This window comes from Achromobacter sp. EG18, assembly GCF_059759395.1.
In genome coordinates this window covers 3581811-3597168 of the sequence record NZ_CM186213.1, presented here as the reverse complement: position 1 = coordinate 3597168, position 15358 = coordinate 3581811, and the positions used below count along the sequence as shown (strand labels likewise).

16 protein-coding genes are annotated in these 15358 nt (G+C 68.8%); 5 read left to right on the top strand and 11 right to left on the bottom strand.

Going from position 1 to position 15358, the window contains the following annotated elements:
* Positions 1-49 precede the first annotated feature (49 nt).
* The 4 genes from AC6CR5_RS16490 to rsmD all read right to left on the bottom strand — a co-directional run bounded on the left by AC6CR5_RS16490 (position 50) and on the right by rsmD (position 2825).
* Entirely contained in the window at positions 50-1270 is a 1221-nt protein-coding gene (locus AC6CR5_RS16490; RefSeq protein WP_047991861.1) for a benzoate/H(+) symporter BenE family transporter, read from the bottom strand.
* The gene (locus AC6CR5_RS16485) at positions 1267-1518 is read right to left on the bottom strand and encodes a YfhL family 4Fe-4S dicluster ferredoxin (protein WP_006385941.1); all 252 of its coding nucleotides are present in this window, start codon (positions 1516-1518) and stop codon (positions 1267-1269) included. The genes AC6CR5_RS16490 and AC6CR5_RS16485 overlap by 4 nt, the downstream gene beginning before the upstream one ends.
* Before the next feature lie 178 nt (positions 1519-1696).
* Positions 1697-2200, bottom strand: a complete 504-nt coding sequence (coaD, locus tag AC6CR5_RS16480) for a pantetheine-phosphate adenylyltransferase (RefSeq protein ID WP_006385942.1) — start codon at positions 2198-2200, stop codon at positions 1697-1699.
* A gap of 58 nt (positions 2201-2258) precedes the next feature.
* Positions 2259-2825: a 16S rRNA (guanine(966)-N(2))-methyltransferase RsmD gene (gene rsmD, locus AC6CR5_RS16475; RefSeq protein ID WP_006385943.1), complete on the bottom strand. Its 567-nt coding sequence runs from the start codon at positions 2823-2825 to the stop codon at positions 2259-2261.
* Between the two features lie 382 nt (positions 2826-3207).
* On the opposite strand from rsmD, the gene ftsY reads away from it, so the two are divergent.
* Positions 3208-4254 carry a signal recognition particle-docking protein FtsY gene (gene ftsY / locus AC6CR5_RS16470; RefSeq protein WP_372493644.1) on the top strand — a complete coding sequence of 349 codons (1047 nt, stop codon included), beginning with the start codon at positions 3208-3210 and terminating at the stop codon, positions 4252-4254.
* A 133-nt stretch (positions 4255-4387) separates the two neighbouring features.
* Here the strand turns inward: ftsY and AC6CR5_RS16465 are convergent, their stop codons facing one another.
* The 7 genes from AC6CR5_RS16465 to AC6CR5_RS16435 all read right to left on the bottom strand — a co-directional run bounded on the left by AC6CR5_RS16465 (position 4388) and on the right by AC6CR5_RS16435 (position 11742).
* Positions 4388-6046, bottom strand: a complete 1659-nt coding sequence (locus tag AC6CR5_RS16465; protein ID WP_172999970.1) for a CYTH and CHAD domain-containing protein — start codon at positions 6044-6046, stop codon at positions 4388-4390.
* A 355-nt stretch (positions 6047-6401) separates the two neighbouring features.
* On the bottom strand, positions 6402-7226 hold the full coding sequence (gene phnE, locus AC6CR5_RS16460; RefSeq protein ID WP_006385948.1) for a phosphonate ABC transporter, permease protein PhnE: 825 nt from the start codon (positions 7224-7226) through the stop codon (positions 6402-6404).
* Positions 7223-8122 carry a phosphonate ABC transporter, permease protein PhnE gene (gene phnE / locus AC6CR5_RS16455; protein ID WP_070543170.1) on the bottom strand — a complete coding sequence of 300 codons (900 nt, stop codon included), beginning with the start codon at positions 8120-8122 and terminating at the stop codon, positions 7223-7225. The genes phnE (AC6CR5_RS16460) and phnE (AC6CR5_RS16455) overlap by 4 nt, the downstream gene beginning before the upstream one ends.
* Positions 8122-8892 carry a phosphonate ABC transporter ATP-binding protein gene (gene phnC, locus AC6CR5_RS16450; RefSeq protein WP_024070379.1) on the bottom strand — a complete coding sequence of 257 codons (771 nt, stop codon included), beginning with the start codon at positions 8890-8892 and terminating at the stop codon, positions 8122-8124. Before phnC ends, phnE (AC6CR5_RS16455) begins: the two co-directional genes overlap by 1 nt.
* A 5-nt stretch (positions 8893-8897) precedes the next feature.
* Positions 8898-9896 (bottom strand): phosphate/phosphite/phosphonate ABC transporter substrate-binding protein, encoded by a 999-nt coding sequence (gene phnD, locus AC6CR5_RS16445; protein ID WP_006385951.1) that lies wholly within the window; start codon positions 9894-9896, stop codon positions 8898-8900.
* Between the two features lie 213 nt (positions 9897-10109).
* Positions 10110-10925: an IclR family transcriptional regulator gene (locus AC6CR5_RS16440; RefSeq protein WP_006385952.1), complete on the bottom strand. Its 816-nt coding sequence runs from the start codon at positions 10923-10925 to the stop codon at positions 10110-10112.
* A 10-nt stretch (positions 10926-10935) separates the two neighbouring features.
* Entirely contained in the window at positions 10936-11742 is an 807-nt protein-coding gene (locus AC6CR5_RS16435; protein WP_006385953.1) for an HAD-IIB family hydrolase, read from the bottom strand.
* 147 nt (positions 11743-11889) lie between these two features.
* Between AC6CR5_RS16435 and ribBA the strand changes: the two genes are divergently transcribed.
* From ribBA to thiL, 4 genes are all read left to right on the top strand, one after another.
* Positions 11890-13065, top strand: coding sequence for a bifunctional 3,4-dihydroxy-2-butanone-4-phosphate synthase/GTP cyclohydrolase II (gene ribBA / locus AC6CR5_RS16430; protein ID WP_006385954.1), 1176 nt, complete (start codon positions 11890-11892; stop codon positions 13063-13065).
* 10 nt (positions 13066-13075) lie between these two features.
* Complete coding sequence (gene ribH, locus AC6CR5_RS16425) at positions 13076-13606, top strand: 6,7-dimethyl-8-ribityllumazine synthase (RefSeq protein ID WP_006391339.1); 531 nt, start codon at positions 13076-13078, stop codon at positions 13604-13606.
* Positions 13575-14066 carry a transcription antitermination factor NusB gene (nusB, locus tag AC6CR5_RS16420; RefSeq protein ID WP_006385956.1) on the top strand — a complete coding sequence of 164 codons (492 nt, stop codon included), beginning with the start codon at positions 13575-13577 and terminating at the stop codon, positions 14064-14066. The genes ribH and nusB overlap by 32 nt, the downstream gene beginning before the upstream one ends.
* A gap of 218 nt (positions 14067-14284) precedes the next feature.
* Positions 14285-15250, top strand: coding sequence for a thiamine-phosphate kinase (gene thiL, locus AC6CR5_RS16415; protein ID WP_241122412.1), 966 nt, complete (start codon positions 14285-14287; stop codon positions 15248-15250).
* Positions 15251-15358: the final 108 nt, after the last annotated feature.

Sequence of the window (15358 nt, the reverse complement as noted above, 5' to 3'; positions counted from 1 at the left end):
GCGTACGGCCGCGCGACGCGCCCGCGGTCAACGCGGGACGAACGCCGCATCAGGCCGCCGGCTTGCGCCGGTATTCGAACACGGTGTGGGCCAGCAGGCCTGCAACCAGGCCCCAGAAGGCCGAACCGATGCCCCAGAAACTGAAGCCCGACGCCGTTGCCAGCAGCGTGATGAGCGCGGCTTCGCGCCGCTGCGGATTGGCCATGGCGGCGGCCATGCCGCCCATGATGGTGCCCAGCAGCGCCAGCCCGGCCAAGGCTGCCAGCAGCGCGGCGGGTAGCGCCTGGAAGAACACCGCGACCGCGCCGGCCACGATGCTCAGCGCGAAATAGCTCACGCCGTAGGTGGCCGCCGCGATGTAGCGCTTGGACGGCTCGGCATGCGCTTCGGGACCCGTGCAGATGGCCGCGCTGATCGCGCCCAGCGTGACGCTGTGGGCGCCGAACGGAGCCGCCAGCAGGCCGAGCAAACCGGTGGCGGCCACCAGCCGCGAGGCCGGCGGGCGGTAGCCGGCGGCTTGCAGGATGGCCAGGCCGGGCAGGTTCTGCGAGGCCATCGCCACCACGAACAGCGGCACGCCCAGGCTGACCGCGGCCTGCATGCTGAAGACGGGCGTGGTCCAGACGAATTCGGTCAGGTGCCAGTCGAGCTGGTCGACCTGGATCAGGCCCAGGCCGGCGGCCATGGCCACCGCCACCGCCATCACCACCAGCACCGCGTAGCGCGGCGCCCAGCGCCGGCACACCAGGTAGGCGGCGCACATGGCCAGCACCAGCGCCGGCTGCTTGCCGACGTTGGTGAAGATGCCCATGCCGAAGTTGAGCAGCACGCCGGCCAGCATGGCGGCGGCCACCTCGCCGGGAATGCGGCGCAGGATGGGATCGATCCAGCCGAACAGGCCGCAGGCCAGCGTCAGCGCGGCGGCCAATACGAAGGCGCCGATGGCTTCGGGAAAAGGCACGCCGGCCAGCGCGGTGACCAGCAGCGCGGCGCCGGGGGTGGACCAGGCCATGACGATGGGCAGGCCGGTGCGCAGGCTGTAGGCCGCGCCGCCCAGGCCCAGCACCAGGCTGAGCGAGCCGATCCACGAACCGATGCGGGCGGCGTCCAGGCCGGCGGCATGGCCGGCCTGCACCATCAGCACGGCGGTGCCGCCGAAGCTGACCAGCACGGCGACCAGGCCGGCCGCGATCGCCGAGGCGGACAGGTCGCGGCGGGCGTTGGGGCGGGTGGAGGGGGTGTCGAAGCCGGGCTGGACGGTGTCGCTCATGCGGCACCGGTCAGGCGGCGGTACTTGGCCATCAGTTGTTCCTGGCCTTCCTTCCATTGCGGATGCAGTTCGATGCATTCGACCGGACAGACCACCTTGCATTGCGGCTCGTCGTGATGGCCGACGCATTCGGTGCAGCGGTCAGGGTCGATGACGTAGTAGTCCTCGCCCATGGAAATCGCGTCGTTCGGGCACTGGGGCTCGCAAACGTCGCAATTGATGCATTCTTCGGTGATGGTCAGGGCCATGATGGAGGGGCTACGGAATCCGGCAGGGATACTGCAATTGTACTGCCGGGCCCGCGCCGGCCCGGGCAAGCCCCTGGCGCCGACCTGCCCATGGCCCGCCGGATGCGGACAGCCAAAATGCAGGGAGGGCGCGCAAGGCGCCCTCCGGGAGGGTTCGGTGAGGCGGAGAGCGGGACGCTCAGCCCGGCCAGGATTGCTCGCGGCGTTCCTTGGCCTTTTCCTGCAGCCAGCGTTCCACCGACGGGAACACGAACTTGCTGACGTCGCCGCCCAGTTGGGCGATTTCGCGCACGATGGTGCCGGAGATGAACTGGTATTGATCCGACGGCGTCATGAACAGGGTCTCGACGTCGGGCAGCAGGTGGCGGTTCATGCCGGCCATCTGGAATTCGTATTCGAAGTCGGACACGGCGCGCAGGCCGCGCACGATCACGCGCCCGCCCTGGTCGCGCACGAAGTCCTTGAGCAGGCCGCCGAAGCTCTGCACTTCCACGTTGGGATAGTGCCCCAGCACTTCGCGCGCGATGTCCACGCGCTCGTCGATGCTGAAGAAGGGCTTCTTGTTGCGGCTGTGCGCGATGCCGACCACGACTTTGTCGAAAAGCGTGGCGGCGCGGCGGACCAGGTCTTCGTGGCCTCTGGTCAGCGGGTCGAAAGTGCCGGGGTAAACAGCGATGATCATGCGAGCTCCGTACCGTTATTAGTGGTGTACACCATCCTCCGAAGCTCGGATTATTGATCTATTTGCGCAATGCAGCAAATTCCAGCAGATGGTAGTGGACCGCCCCGGCCTTGTCCTGGCGCAGGATCTCGAATCCTTCGGGGGGCTCGATGGGGCTTTCGGCCTCGACGTAGACCAGTCCGCCCTCGGCCAGGATGCCGGGCAGGATCGGCCACAGGCGCGGCAGCCAGCCCTGTCCGAAGGGCGGATCCAGGAGGATGAGGTCAAATCGGGACGCATCCATTCTTTCGGCGACCTGCATCGCATCGCCCACATGGATGCGTATCATGTCGGCTTTGAGCTTGTCGCGCAGTGTCCGCAGCGCGGACGCGGCAGTCTTGTCGCGTTCCACCATCTGCACGTGCGCCACGCCGCGCGAGGCCGCCTCGAAGCCCAGGGCGCCGCTGCCGGCGAACAGATCCAGCACCTGCTTGTCGGCGAATTCGCCGCCCCACAGGTGGTTGAGCCAGTTGAACAGCGTTTCCCGCACCCGGTCGGGCGTCGGGCGGAGCGTCTCCACGTCGGGCACGACGATAGGGGTGCGCCGGTATTGGCCCCCGACGATACGAATATACTTGTTACCCATGTTTAGCCGCTTCTTCAAGAAAAAATCCCCTCCGCCCGCCGCGCCGGCCCAGCCCGCGCCGCCGCCGGAGCAGGTGGACGCCGGGATCGCGCCGCAAGCCGAGGCCGAGGTCCCCGCCCAGCCCGTCGAACCCGCCGTTCCGGCGCGCGAATTCGCGCCCGTCGCGACGCCCGAGGTGACCCTGCCGGTGCCGTCCGCCGAGGTGCCCGCGCCGGCGTCGGCCAGTGTGCCGCAACCGTCGCCGGCCGTGGTGCCGCAGCCGCAGGCCGCGGCACCCTTGGCTGCGCCCGTGTCCGCGCCTGCTGCCCCCGCGACGCCCAGCGCCGCTGCGCCCGTCGTTGGCGCGCCGCCTGTCGCTTCCGCGCAGGTCGCCGCGGCGCCCGTGCCGCAGCAGCCAGTGGCTCCCGCGCCGGCGGTTTCGCAGCCCGCCGCAACGCCGTCGGCGCCGGTCGTCGCCCCGGCTCCCGCCGCCATTGTGCCGGCGCCCGCCGCGCCCGAACCGGAAGCCGCGCCCAAGAAGGCGTCCTGGCTGTCGCGGCTCAAGCAGGGCCTGTCGCGCACCGGCCAGAGCATTGGCGGCATTTTCGTCGGCGTCAAGGTCGACGAGAACCTGTTCGAGGAACTCGAATCGGCGCTCATTATGGCCGATGCCGGCCTGGAAGCCACCGAGAAGCTGCTGGCCGCGCTGCGCGCGCGGGTCAAGAAAGAACGCATCGAGGACCCAGCCAAGGTCAAGGCCGCGCTGCGCCAGCTGCTGGCCGACCACCTGCGTCCGCTGGAGCGCGCCTTCGACCTGAAGCGCGCGCAGCCGCTGGTGGTGATGATCGCGGGCGTCAATGGCGCCGGCAAGACCACGTCCATCGGCAAACTGGCGCACACCTTCCAGCGCCAGGGCGCCAGCGTGCTGCTGGCCGCGGGCGACACCTTCCGCGCCGCCGCGCGCGAGCAGTTGATCGAATGGGGCAGCCGCAACAACGTCACCGTGATCTCGCAGGATGGCGGCGACCCGGCGGCGGTGGCGTTCGACTCGGTCAACGCCGGCCGCGCGCGCGGCATGGGCGTGGTGATGGTGGACACGGCCGGCCGCCTGCCGACCCAGCTGCACCTGATGGAAGAACTGAAGAAGATCCGCCGCGTCATCGGCAAGGCCGACCCGGCCGCGCCGCACGAGGTGCTGCTGGTGGTGGACGGCAACACCGGCCAGAACGCGCTGGCGCAGATCCGCGCGTTCGACGCGGCCATCAACCTGACGGGCCTGGTCGTGACCAAGCTGGACGGCACCGCCAAGGGCGGCACGCTGGCGGCGGTGGCGGCGGGCAGCCAGGGCGTGCGGCCGATCCCGGTGTACTGGATCGGCGTGGGCGAAAGCCTGGAAGACCTGCAGCCGTTCGTGGCCGACGAATTCGCCGGAGCCTTGCTGGCCGACTGATTCCTCCCGCTGATACCCGCACGGGCCTCGCGCCCGGCGCTGAAAACACCGCGCCCCACGTCTGCTGCATCGCAGGCGTGGGGCGCGGTGTTTGTGGCGGGCGCAAATGCGGTCCGCGAGGGACTGCGCCGCCTTATTTCCAGAACGGCTTGCTGCTTGCCAGGTCGTCGAAGGCGCGTTGCGCGTCCACCGCCAGTTCCTCCAGGCGCGCGCTGATCCAGCCCAGCGCGAACCAGGCCTGCGGATGCGTGGCCGTACACGACTCGTAGTAGTCCTTGGCGACGGCCAGGTCGTTGATCTCGCCCAGGATGTCCTGGACCCGCGACAGCAGCTTGCGGTAGCCGCGCAGCTTGCTCGGGGGCAGCAGCGATTCGGCGAAGGCCAGGCTATAGCGCAGGCGCTTGCCGCGCTTGCGCAGTTCGTGGCGCGTGGGGATGTCGAGCGTGGCGAACTGGGTGCCCTGGTCGGCCACCTTGCTGTGCCAGCGATGCAGGCGCCGCGCCAGTTGCTTGTGCAGCTGCTGCGGATCGGGTTCGGGCGCGAGCATGGGAATGATGGTGGGCTTGACGCTGGGGCCGGCGATGCCGCCTTCCAGGCGGATGGCCGGCTCGGGCGCCGCGTCGCTGGGCACGCCGTTGGCGATGGGCTGGCCGTCGCTGGCGGGCAGCGCGGGCGGCACGTCCAGGCTCCATTCCAGCAGTTCCAGCAGCCAGGCCTGGAAGGCCTTGCCGCCGGCGATGGCGCGAGCGTCCTGTTCGGGCGGCGCGGCTTCCATCGGGATGACCGGCATGCCGGCGCGCATCAGCGCGGGCGCCACGGTTTCGTTCAGCACGTCCTGGTCGCGGTTGGCGCCGAAGGCGGCGAAGTGGGTGCGCACGCCCTGCATGATGGCGTCGGGGACTGGCCCGATCCAGCCGTCGAACAGCTTCCAGGCCGAGCGCAGGCGGCGGATGCCGACGCGCAGTTGGTGCACGTGTTCGGAGTTGCCGGCGCGGTACACGCCTTCGGTGTCGACTTCGGCCAGCACGGCCGCGTTGCGGGCGATCTGGTCGAGGCATTCGGCGGCGATGCGGCCCATGGCCTGCGCCGCCGTCATGTCCTCGCGCAGCTTGACGGATGCGGCGCCGCGCGGCGCCCAGAACAGGGCGATGGCCTGGGCGCGGCGGCTGTCGAGGTCGTCGCCCGGGACGGCGTCGACGTCGGCCAGGCGTTGCGCCAATTGCGCGAGCGCGTCGCCGCGCTCGGACTTGCTGCGCGGGTCCAGCACCAGGCTGTGGCGCTGCTGCCAGCCGCGCGCGACCGCGAAGATGGCGGCGGGGCGGCCCGAGACCAGTTCGAATTCAAGTTCGGAGATCGGCAGTTCCAGCGCGCCGGCGCGCAGGATGCCGGTGTCGTAGGCCAGTTCGACGGTGCCGTAGCGCGTGCGCACCTTGCGCAGCATGCGCTGCACGTCGGTCTCATAGCGCAGGCCGAGTTCGCCCTTGATGGAGGCAAGCGCCGCTTCGACCTCGGTGCCGGCATAGACCGACAGGTCGAGCACGGGGCCCGGGCGCGGGTGGTTCAGTTCGATGCGGGTGATGGCGTTGACGCCGGGCATCTTCAGGGTCTGCACCCAATCGCGGCCTTCCTGGCGCAGGCGGATGGCGATGCGTGCCCGCGCCAGTTCGCGCTCGGGCGTGTCGAAGTACATCGCATGCAGGCGGATGCGGGTCGCCTCGCGTTGCTTGATCTCTCGCAGCACGGCCTGGCGCGAAGCCGTGGGCACGTGCAGTTTCAATTCCTGTTCCGACATGGCGGCGGGTGTCCAACGGCAAAAGCCGAGATCTTAATCAAACGGGGAGGGTGGTTTGATGACCGGTCATATTTATTTCACAAACGCTCGCATGGAGCATAGACGCGGTTGCGGTGCATCAACAATCGTTCCCGCGTGGGGCGCGGGATATTTTCCGCTTCGATTGCGTCCGCTCAATGACCCGGACAGGCAGAGACGCGCCGTGGGGGGGCTGTCAGATTGTAAATCCGGGGTGGGGCGTGCCTCGGCGGTCCGGGTGCGCGGGGTGGCATGCAGCCCCGCGCGAGGCGGGCAAAAAAAACCGCCCGTTGCCGGGCGGCGCAAAGGAACGTTCTTGGCGTGCGCGCGCAATGCTTCAGAGAATGCGTTTGCGCGCCTGGGTGATGAGGATTTCGGCCAGCACCACCACCACGAAGATGGCGACCAGCACCAGCGCCACGCGGTCCCACTGGAACAGGTTGAGGGCGGTGTCCAGCGCCATGCCGATGCCGCCGGCGCCGACCAGGCCGAGCACCGCCGATTCGCGCACGTTGATGTCCCAGCGCAGCAGCACGATGGACCAGAACGCCGGACGGATCTGCGGCCAGTAGGCGTACCAGATCACCGATGCCTTGCTGGCGCCGGTGGCGGTGACCGCCTCGATCGGGCCGCGCTGCGCTTCTTCGATGGCTTCGCCTACCAGCTTGCCGACGAAGCCGATGGAGCGGAACGCGATGGCCAGCGTGCCGGCCAGCGCGCCGGGGCCGAAGATGGCGATGAACAGCAGCGCCCACACCAGCGAATTGACCGAGCGGCTTGACACCAGGATCAGGCGCGCGAGCATGTTGATGGTCTTGCTGGGCGTGAGGTTGTTGGCCGCCAGCAGGCCCACCGGCACCGCCATGATCACCGACAGGATGGTGCCGAGCGTGGCGATGTGCAGGGTCTCGATCAGCGCGTCGTGCACGCCGCCGCGATAGTGGGCCCAGTCCACCGGCCACATGCGCTGGAACAGGTCGGCCATCTGCTCGGGCGCGTCGTACAGGAACTCCGGAATCACTTCGACGCCGCGGATGGCCTGCACGATGGCGGCGACCAGCAGCAGGTAGAGAGCGAAGCGCAGCAGCCGCTGGCCCAGGCTGTAGCGGTGCCAGACGCGCGGCGCGTGGTTGGCGGGCAAGGTGGGGGCGTGCGTGTTCATTGGTCCGCCTCCGCCTTGCGCGCGGCCTGGTAGGCCGCCTTCGACGCGCTCGAACCGATGCCGCGCGCGCCGGCGACGCGGCCCTGCAGGATGCGGTCAAAGCCCAGGTTGTCCAGGAAAACGGCGCGCACGAAGCCCGCCAGGATCTCGCCCAGCATGATGATGGCGATGAGCGTCAGCAGGATGGCGCTGACGAAGTCGTAGTCAAAGCGCTGGAAGGCCGAGAACAGCGTGCCGCCCACGCCGCCGGCGCCGACGATGCCGACCATGGTGGAGTTGCGCAGGTTCGAGTCGAACTGGTAGGTGGCAAAGCCGATGAAGCGCGCGAACACCTGCGGCAGCACGCCGAAGGCCAGCACGTTGGCGAACGAGGCGCCGGTGGCGCGCACCGCCTCGACCTGCTTGAGCGAGATTTCCTCGATGGCTTCGGTGAACAGCTTGCCGATGAAGCCGATCGAGGCCACCGTCAGCGCCAGGATGCCGGCCAGCGCGCCAAAGCCCACGGCCTTGACGAACAGGATCGCGACGATCACCGGATGCAGCGCGCGGCACAGCGCGACGATCGAGCGGGCCGGCCACGAGACCCAGGCCGGCATCAGGTTGCGCGCGCCCAAGAGGCCCACGGGCAGCGCGAACAGGATGCCCAGCACCGAGGCCAGCACCGCGATCTCCAGGCTTTCGGCGATGCCCTTCCACAGCGTGGCGGGCTTCTCGAAATTGGGGGGGAACATGCGCGCCAGGAAGGTCGACGCATGGCCCATGCCGCTTTCGAAGCGGGCCCAGCTGAAGTCCAGCTGCGCGGCCGCGTAGATTGTGTACAGCACCAGCAGCAGCACGCCGGCCTTGGCGCGGCCGGACAGCGCGAAGGGACGCGGGTGGGACGGACGAGGAGTCATTACGCCAGCCAAGACTCGCCTCCGTAGATGGTCTTGAGCATGGCGGCGTCCAGGCCATGGCCGTCGCCGTCATAGACCACGTGGCCGCCCGACATGCCGACGATGCGGCCGGCGTAGCGTCGCGCCAGTTCGACGTCGTGGATGTTGACGATCACGGGGATGCCGCTGGCGTCGCCCTGCGCCGCCAGCAGTTCCATGATCTCGACCGAGGTCTTGGGGTCGAGCGACGAGGTCGGCTCATCGGCCAGCAGCAACTGCGGGCGCTGCATCAGCGCGCGGGCGATGCCCACGCGCTGGCGCTGGCCGCCCGACAGGGCGTCGGCGCGCTGGTCGGCGAAGCCCGCCAGGCCGACGGTATCGAGCAGCTGGTAGGCGTGCTCGATGTCGTCGGCCTCGAAGCGGCGGGTCCAGGCCTTGAAGGCGCCGGTGTAGCCCAGCCGTCCGGTCAGCAGGTTTTCCATCACGGTCAGGCGTTCGACCAGGTTGTATTCCTGGAACACCATGCCGATGCGCCGGCGCGCGCGCCGCAGCGACGCGCCGCGCACCCGGGCCAGGTCGACCGCGCCGTCGCCGGCTTCGAGCACGATCTCGCCGCGGGTCGGCTCGATCAGCCGGTTGATGCAGCGCAGGAGCGTGCTCTTGCCGGTGCCTGACGGGCCGATGATGGCCGTCAGGCCGCGTCCCGCGATCTGCAGGTCGATGCCGTTCAATACCGGCCGGCCGGCCCGGTATTCCTTGACCAGGCCGGAAATGCGTAGCGACGTCGTCATGCTGGTTACTTCTTGCTCTTGGCGGATTCGCGGTCGTAGGCGGCGCGGTTGAAGCTTTCGCCTCCGGATTCGGCGACCTGGCGCACGATGGCCCAGTCCTTCTGGTAGGTCACCGGGTAGAAGCGGTCGGCGCCGTCGAAGGCCTTGGACATCTCGGCCGGGAAGCGGTAGTCGTAGAAGCACTTGAGCATCTGGTCGCGGAACTTCGGCTCCAGGTCGTGCGCGTAGGCGAACGACGAGGTCGGGAATTTCTCGCTCTTGTAGATGACGCGGAAGTCGGCTTCCTTGACCTGGCCGCGCTCGACCATGCGCTTGAACACGTCCGACGCCACGGCGGCGGCGTCGTAGTCGCCGGAATTGACGCCCATGACGGACTGGTCGTGCTTGCCCGAGAACACCACCTTGTAGTCCTTGTCGGGCGTCAGGCCTTCCTTGGGAAACAGCGCCACGGGCGCCATGTGGCCGGAGTTCGACGACGGCGCGGTGTGCGCCAGCTTCTTGCCCTTGAGGTCGGTGAGCTTCTGGTACGGGCTGTCCTTCTTGACGATGACGATCAGGTTGTAGCCCTGGAAGCCATCGGCGTAGCCCTTGACGGCGAACGGCACCGCGCCGGCGATGTTCACGGCGAAGGCGGTGGGGCCGGTGGAGAAACCGCCCACGTGCAGGCGGCCCGAGCGCATGGCCTCGATCTCGGCGGCGTTGCTCTGCACCTGGTAGAACACCACGCGCTTGCCGGTGCATTCGGACAGGTGCTTGGTGAACGGCTTGAAGATGTCTTCATAAACCGCCGGGTCTTCCACCGGGGTGTAGGTGAACACCAGGGTCGACGGCGTCTTGAGCTTGGCCGGATCGGTGGGCGTGTCGGCCACCAGGTCCTTGTTGGCGTCGCAGTAGTTCTGGTCCAGGTCGCCCCGGTTCGAGCAGGTGTCGGCGGCGTGGGCGGCGGATGCCCCGAACGCGAGCGCGGCCAGCGAGGCCGCTTGCAGTAGACGCAAGGCGCGCATCGTATGTCTCCTGTTATAGGTTTGAATATGACTGGTAACTGAATTCAAACATACAAGCGCGGGAGGCACACTCGGGAAAGTCCCTGTGTTTCTTTTCGTGTTTTGTTCGTTTTGTTCGCTTTGAGTTCGTTTTTGCGCGAACGGCGCGGCTGCCACGCGATCGGATCGTGAGATCCGTCGCGCGGCTTGCGGGTCAGGCGACAGGGGAGAAGGTCAGGCGCGGTAGCCCAACTTGCGCGAGATCTCGTGCGCGCAGGCCAGCAGCGGACGGGCGATGGCGCCGTCCCAGGATACGTCGAACAGGCCGGTGGGGCCCAGGCTGGTCAGCGCCAGCACGATGTTGCCGGTGTTGTCGAAGACCGGCACCGACAGGGCGTCCACGCCCGGCAGCGGGTTGCCCAGGGCGCGGGCCATGCCGTGCACGCGGATGTCGGCCAGTTGCGCTTCGATGTTGGCGCGGCTGACCTTGCGCGGCGGCGACACGCTGGAGATCACCGCCGTATCGCCTTCCTCGCGTGCGATGTAGTGCTCGCTGACCTTGGGCGGCAGCCAGGCCGCGAACACCAGGCCGGTGGCGGTGTGCAGCATGGACATCACGGTGCCCTTGCGCATGTTCACGTGCACCGGGTAGCTGGCCTCGGTCATGTGGATCATGGTGGGGCCGTGCGAGCCCAGCACCGCGATCCCCAGCGTGTGGCCGATCTCGGATTGCAGCTTGGCGATCTCGGGCATGGCGATGCGCACCGGATCCAGCCGTTGCAGGCTGACCAGGCCCATCTGCAGCGCGAACGGCCCCAGTTCGTACTGGCCGGTGATGCTGTCCTGCTGCACCAGGCCGACGCGGATGAAGCTGACCAGGTAGGGGTGGGCCTTGGCCGAGGTCATGCCGGCGCCGGCGGCCAGGTCGCGCAGGGTCAGCGGCTTGGCGGCGTCGACCAGGGCGGCCAGCAGCGGCACGCCCACTTCGATGGACTGGATGCTGCGGCGGCCGTCGTTGGCGGCGGGGGCGGAAGGTTTGGCGGTGGCCACGGTGCGTGCCTCAGGCGGTGACGGCGCGGGCGGCCAGCAGGCGGTCGGCCATCTCGGTGAAGCCGGCGCCGCCATGGAACGCGGCCACGTAGGCGGGGCGGTGCGTCAGGCGATGCAACTGCGACTGGATGTTGGCCACGCCGACCGAGACCGGGAAGTAGGCGAACATGGGCTCGTCGTTGGGCGAGTCGCCGATGAACAGCGTGCTGTCGAGCACGCCGGCCACGTCGATGCCGAATTCGCGCTGGAACAGGGTGCGCGTCATGGTCAGCTTGTCGTAGTCGCCGAACCAGCCGTTGACGTGGATCGAGCTGACCTTGGCCTGGGCGCCAGCGTCTTCGAAGATGCGCACGATGCGGCCGATATCGGCCTCGGGCAGGGGCGGCACGTCTTCGCAGAAGTCGATGGCCAGGTCGGCCACGCGGTAGTCCTGGTCGCTGGCCACGGCGGCGCCGGGCACCTCGGCCAGCACCCGGTCGCGGATCGCGTCCAGCTGCTTGCGGCTGGCCTGGCGCGAAGCCGCGTCGGTCCAATAGTGCGTGACCATGCGGCGCGCCTGGCGGTCGTACGCGTAATAGAACGCGCCGTTCTCGCCGACCACCGCGCGCACCGGCCACATGCGGGCGATGTGGTCGCACCAGCCGGCCGGGCGGCCGGTGATCGGCACCACCTGGATGCCGGCCTGTTCCAGGCGTTCCAGGGCGGCGTAGGCGTCGGCGGGCAGCCGGCCTTCGGTGGTCAGGGTGTCGTCGATGTCGGTGAGCACGACGCGGATCCCCGCCGCGACGGTCAAAGGCATGGCCGCAAGGGCTTGCATGGCGTTTTTCCTTGGTTTTATGGGGTGTTCTCCGGCCGAAAGTTTAACCGGATGGCCCTGTTTGGGCGGGGGCGGCGCGACCCGGTAGGGGATATGGCGCCGGGGGCGGTAAAATCCGGGCTTTCCCGCCTGGTTTGCGTGCCCGCCATGTCCGTCCAGTTGTCCCCGTTGCCCGGCTCCGAGCCGGAATCCTTCGATATTGCCTCGGTCGCCGAGATCATCGCCGAGCTGCGCGCCGGCCGCATCGTCATCCTGGTTGACGAAGAAGACCGCGAAAATGAAGGCGACCTCGTCATGGCCGCCGAATTCGTCACGCCCGAGGCCATCAACTTCATGGTCACCCACGGCCGCGGCCTGGTGTGCCTGACCCTGACCGAAGAACGCTGCCGCCAGCTGGACCTGCCGCTGATGGCGGCTCGCAACGGCACGCGATACGGCACCAATTTCACCCAGTCGATCGAGGCCGCCGAAGGCGTCGAGACCGGCATTTCGGCCGCCGACCGCGCCCGCACCATCCAGGTGGCGGTGGCGCGCGACGCCAAACCGTCCGACCTGGTCCAGCCCGGCCATATCTTTCCGGTGCGCGCCGTGCCCGGCGGCGTGCTGGTGCGCGCCGGCCACACCGAGGCCGGCTGTGACCTGACCGCCATGGCCGGCCTGACCCCGGCCGCGGTGATCTGCGAAATCCTCAAGCCGGACGGCACCATGGCGCGCCTGCCCGACCTGGTCGAGTTCGCCCGCGAGCACAACCTGAAGATCGGCACCATCGCCGACCTGATCCAATACCGCAGCGAGCACGAATCCATCGTCAAGCGCGTCGGCAAGCGCAGCATGCAGACCGCCTGGGGCACCTTCGAGGCCGTGGCCTACGAAGACGCCGCCACCGGCTCGGCCCACCTGGCGCTGGTGCATGGTACCGTGGCGCCAGAGGTCGAGACCCTGGTGCGCGTGCATGAACCGGCCTCGGTGCTGGACGTGCTGGATACCGGCGCCAGCCCGCACAGCTGGGGCGTGGCGCAGGCCCTGCAGGCCATTTCGCAGGCGCCGGCCGGCGTGCTGGTGCTGATGAACTGCCAGTCCTCCACCGAACACCTGTTCGCCCAGATCGCCGGCTGGAACGACCCCAAGGCCAATGCCAACCCCGCCAACGCCGACCGTTTCGGCCTGCGCACCTACGGCATCGGCGCCCAGATTCTGCGTGATCTGAACGTGGGCCAGATGAAGCTGCTGGCCCGGCCGCGCAAGATGCCCAGCATGGCGGGCTTCTCGCTCACCATTACGGGTTACGATTGCGACCCTCCGAACTCTCCCGCAACACACTGAAGGCCGACACATGAACCCTTACATCCTCACCCCCGACCTGAACGGCGAAGGGCTGCACATCGGCATCGTTCGCGCCCGTTTCAATGAAGAGATCGGCCAGGCCGAACTCGAAGCGTGCCTGAAGGAACTGGCTGAACTCGGCGTGGACGAGCGCGACGTGATGGTCGCCACCGTGCCGGGCGCCCTGGAACTGGGCGTGGCCCTGTCGCACATGGCCGAGACCTTCGAGTTCGACGCCCTCATCGCGCTGGGCGCGGTCATCCGCGGCGAGACCTATCACTTTGAAGTGGTCAGCAATGAAATGGCCACTGCCATCACCCGCATCTCCCTCGAGACCGGCATCCCGGTCGCCAACGGCGTGCTGACCGTGGACACCGACGAGCAGGCACAGGCCCGCGCCGCCGGCAAGGGCCGCGACTGCGCCCAGGTGGCCGTCGAAATGGCCAACCTGGTGGCGGCCCTGGAGCCCGAGGAAGAAGACGAAGACGACGAAGACGAGGACGAAGATTTTGACGACGAAGAAGACGACGACCAGCGCTGATAGCGCGGCGCAAGCCCGCGCCAACGCCCGCAGCGCGCGCCGCCGTGCGCGCGAATTCGCGCTGCAGGGCGTGTACGCGTGGCTGCTGCGCGGCGGCGAAGGCACGCAGGACGCCGGCGAGATCGATGCCCATCTGCGCGACACCGAGGAATTCTCCGAGGCCGACGCGCAGTGGTTCAAGACCTTGCTGCATGGCGTCCTGCGCGAAGCGCCCGCGCTGCGCGAGCGTTTCACGCCCTACGTCGACCGCCCGCTGGCCGAGCTGTCGCCGGTCGAGCACGGCATCCTGCTGATCGGCAGCTTCGAACTGATCCATCATGTCGAAGTGCCGTACAAGGTCGCCATCAACGAGGCCGTGGAACTGGCCAAGTCGTTCGGCGGCACGGATGGCTTCAAGTTCGTCAATGGTGTGCTCGACAAGCTGGCGGCGGACGTGCGCTCGCACGAAATGAAAAAGTAGATCCCCCCCCGAAGCGCTGCGCGCTTCCCCCCAGGGGGCGCCGCTGCGGACCGGCGGAGCCGGATCCGCGCGGCCCGGGTCTTGGGAGGCCCGTTTTTTGGGGGGAGGCGAGCTTCCTTTTGGGGCGTGCCTTCCGTCGCTTTGGTGCGATTTTCCCTTTGGAGCGGGACTCCAGAGGGGAGTCACTACCGGCCTTTGCGCCTGACTGCGGAGTTGTCGTGGCGTCCGAATTCGATCTGATCGCGCGCTATTTCACGCGCTCCGCCCCGGCGGGCCTGCTGGGCGTGGGGGATGACTGCGCGTTGTTTCCGGTGCCACCCGGCGAACAGGTGGCCACCAGCACCGATCTGCTGCTGGAAGGCCGGCATTTCTTTCCCGATGTCGATCCGAAGGCGCTGGGGCACAAGGCCCTGGCGGTGAACCTGTCGGACCTGGCCGCCATGGGCGCGCGGCCCATCGGTTGCGTGCTGGGGCTGGCGCTGCCGCGCCTGGACGAGCCGTGGCTGGCGGCCTTCGCCGACGGGTTCCATGCGCTGGCGGCGGCCCATGGCTGCCCGTTGATCGGCGGCGACACCACCCGCAGCGCCCATGACCTGGCCATCAGCGTGACCGTGTTCGGCGCCGTGCCGGCCGGCGCCGCGTTGCGCCGCGATGGCGCGCGGGCGGACGACGACATCTGGGTGTCGGGCGAACTGGGCGCGGCCGACGTGGCCTATCGCCTGCTCGACGGGCAGTACCCGGCCGACGCGGCGCGGCTGGCCGCGACCCGCGGCGCGCTGGAATGGCCCGAACCGCAGGTGGCGCTGGGGCTGGCGTTGCGCGGCATCGCGCACGCCGCCATCGATATTTCCGACGGTTTGCTGCAGGACCTGGGCCATATCCTTACGGCCAGCCGGGTGGGCGCGGTGCTGCGCGAAGACCGCATGCCCGTGGCCGCCGCGCTGGTCGGCATGCCCGCCGACCAGGCGCGCCGCGCCGTGCTGGGCGGTGGCGACGTCTACCAGCTTTGCTTTACCGCGCCCGCCGCCCGCCGCGACGCCGTGCTGGCCGCCGCGCAGGCGGCGGGCGCGCGCGTGACCCGGGTGGGCAGCGTCTCGGCCCGGCCGGGGCTGGCGGTGCTGGATGCCGGCGGGCAAGCGCTGGCCCGGCTGCCCGCCGGCTTCGACCATTTCCCCGCGGCCTGATTGGTCGTCGGCTTTGCCAAGCGCGCCGCCAAACCCTGGCACAATCGCTGCCACGGGCAGCGCCCGACAAGACCGCCATTTCCGTTGCCATTTTCCCTGCCATTGACG

Bases quoted from the DNA above. Each gene is read 5' to 3' on its own strand.
- AC6CR5_RS16490 (WP_047991861.1), bottom strand. From the start codon at position 1,270: ATGAGCGACACCGTCCAGCCCGGCTTCGACACCCCCTCCACCCGCCCC.
- AC6CR5_RS16485 (WP_006385941.1), bottom strand. From the start codon at position 1,518: ATGGCCCTGACCATCACCGAAGAATGCATCAATTGCGACGTTTGCGAG.
- coaD (WP_006385942.1), bottom strand. From the start codon at position 2,200: ATGATCATCGCTGTTTACCCCGGCACTTTCGACCCGCTGACCAGAGGC.
- rsmD (WP_006385943.1), bottom strand. From the start codon at position 2,825: ATGGGTAACAAGTATATTCGTATCGTCGGGGGCCAATACCGGCGCACC.
- AC6CR5_RS16465 (WP_172999970.1), bottom strand. From the start codon at position 6,046: ATGTCGGAACAGGAATTGAAACTGCACGTGCCCACGGCTTCGCGCCAG.
- phnE (WP_006385948.1), bottom strand. From the start codon at position 7,226: ATGAACACGCACGCCCCCACCTTGCCCGCCAACCACGCGCCGCGCGTC.
- phnE (WP_070543170.1), bottom strand. From the start codon at position 8,122: ATGACTCCTCGTCCGTCCCACCCGCGTCCCTTCGCGCTGTCCGGCCGC.
- phnC (WP_024070379.1), bottom strand. From the start codon at position 8,892: ATGACGACGTCGCTACGCATTTCCGGCCTGGTCAAGGAATACCGGGCC.
- phnD (WP_006385951.1), bottom strand. From the start codon at position 9,896: ATGCGCGCCTTGCGTCTACTGCAAGCGGCCTCGCTGGCCGCGCTCGCG.
- AC6CR5_RS16435 (WP_006385953.1), bottom strand. From the start codon at position 11,742: ATGCAAGCCCTTGCGGCCATGCCTTTGACCGTCGCGGCGGGGATCCGC.
- ribBA (WP_006385954.1), top strand. From the start codon at position 11,890: ATGTCCGTCCAGTTGTCCCCGTTGCCCGGCTCCGAGCCGGAATCCTTC.
- ribH (WP_006391339.1), top strand. From the start codon at position 13,076: ATGAACCCTTACATCCTCACCCCCGACCTGAACGGCGAAGGGCTGCAC.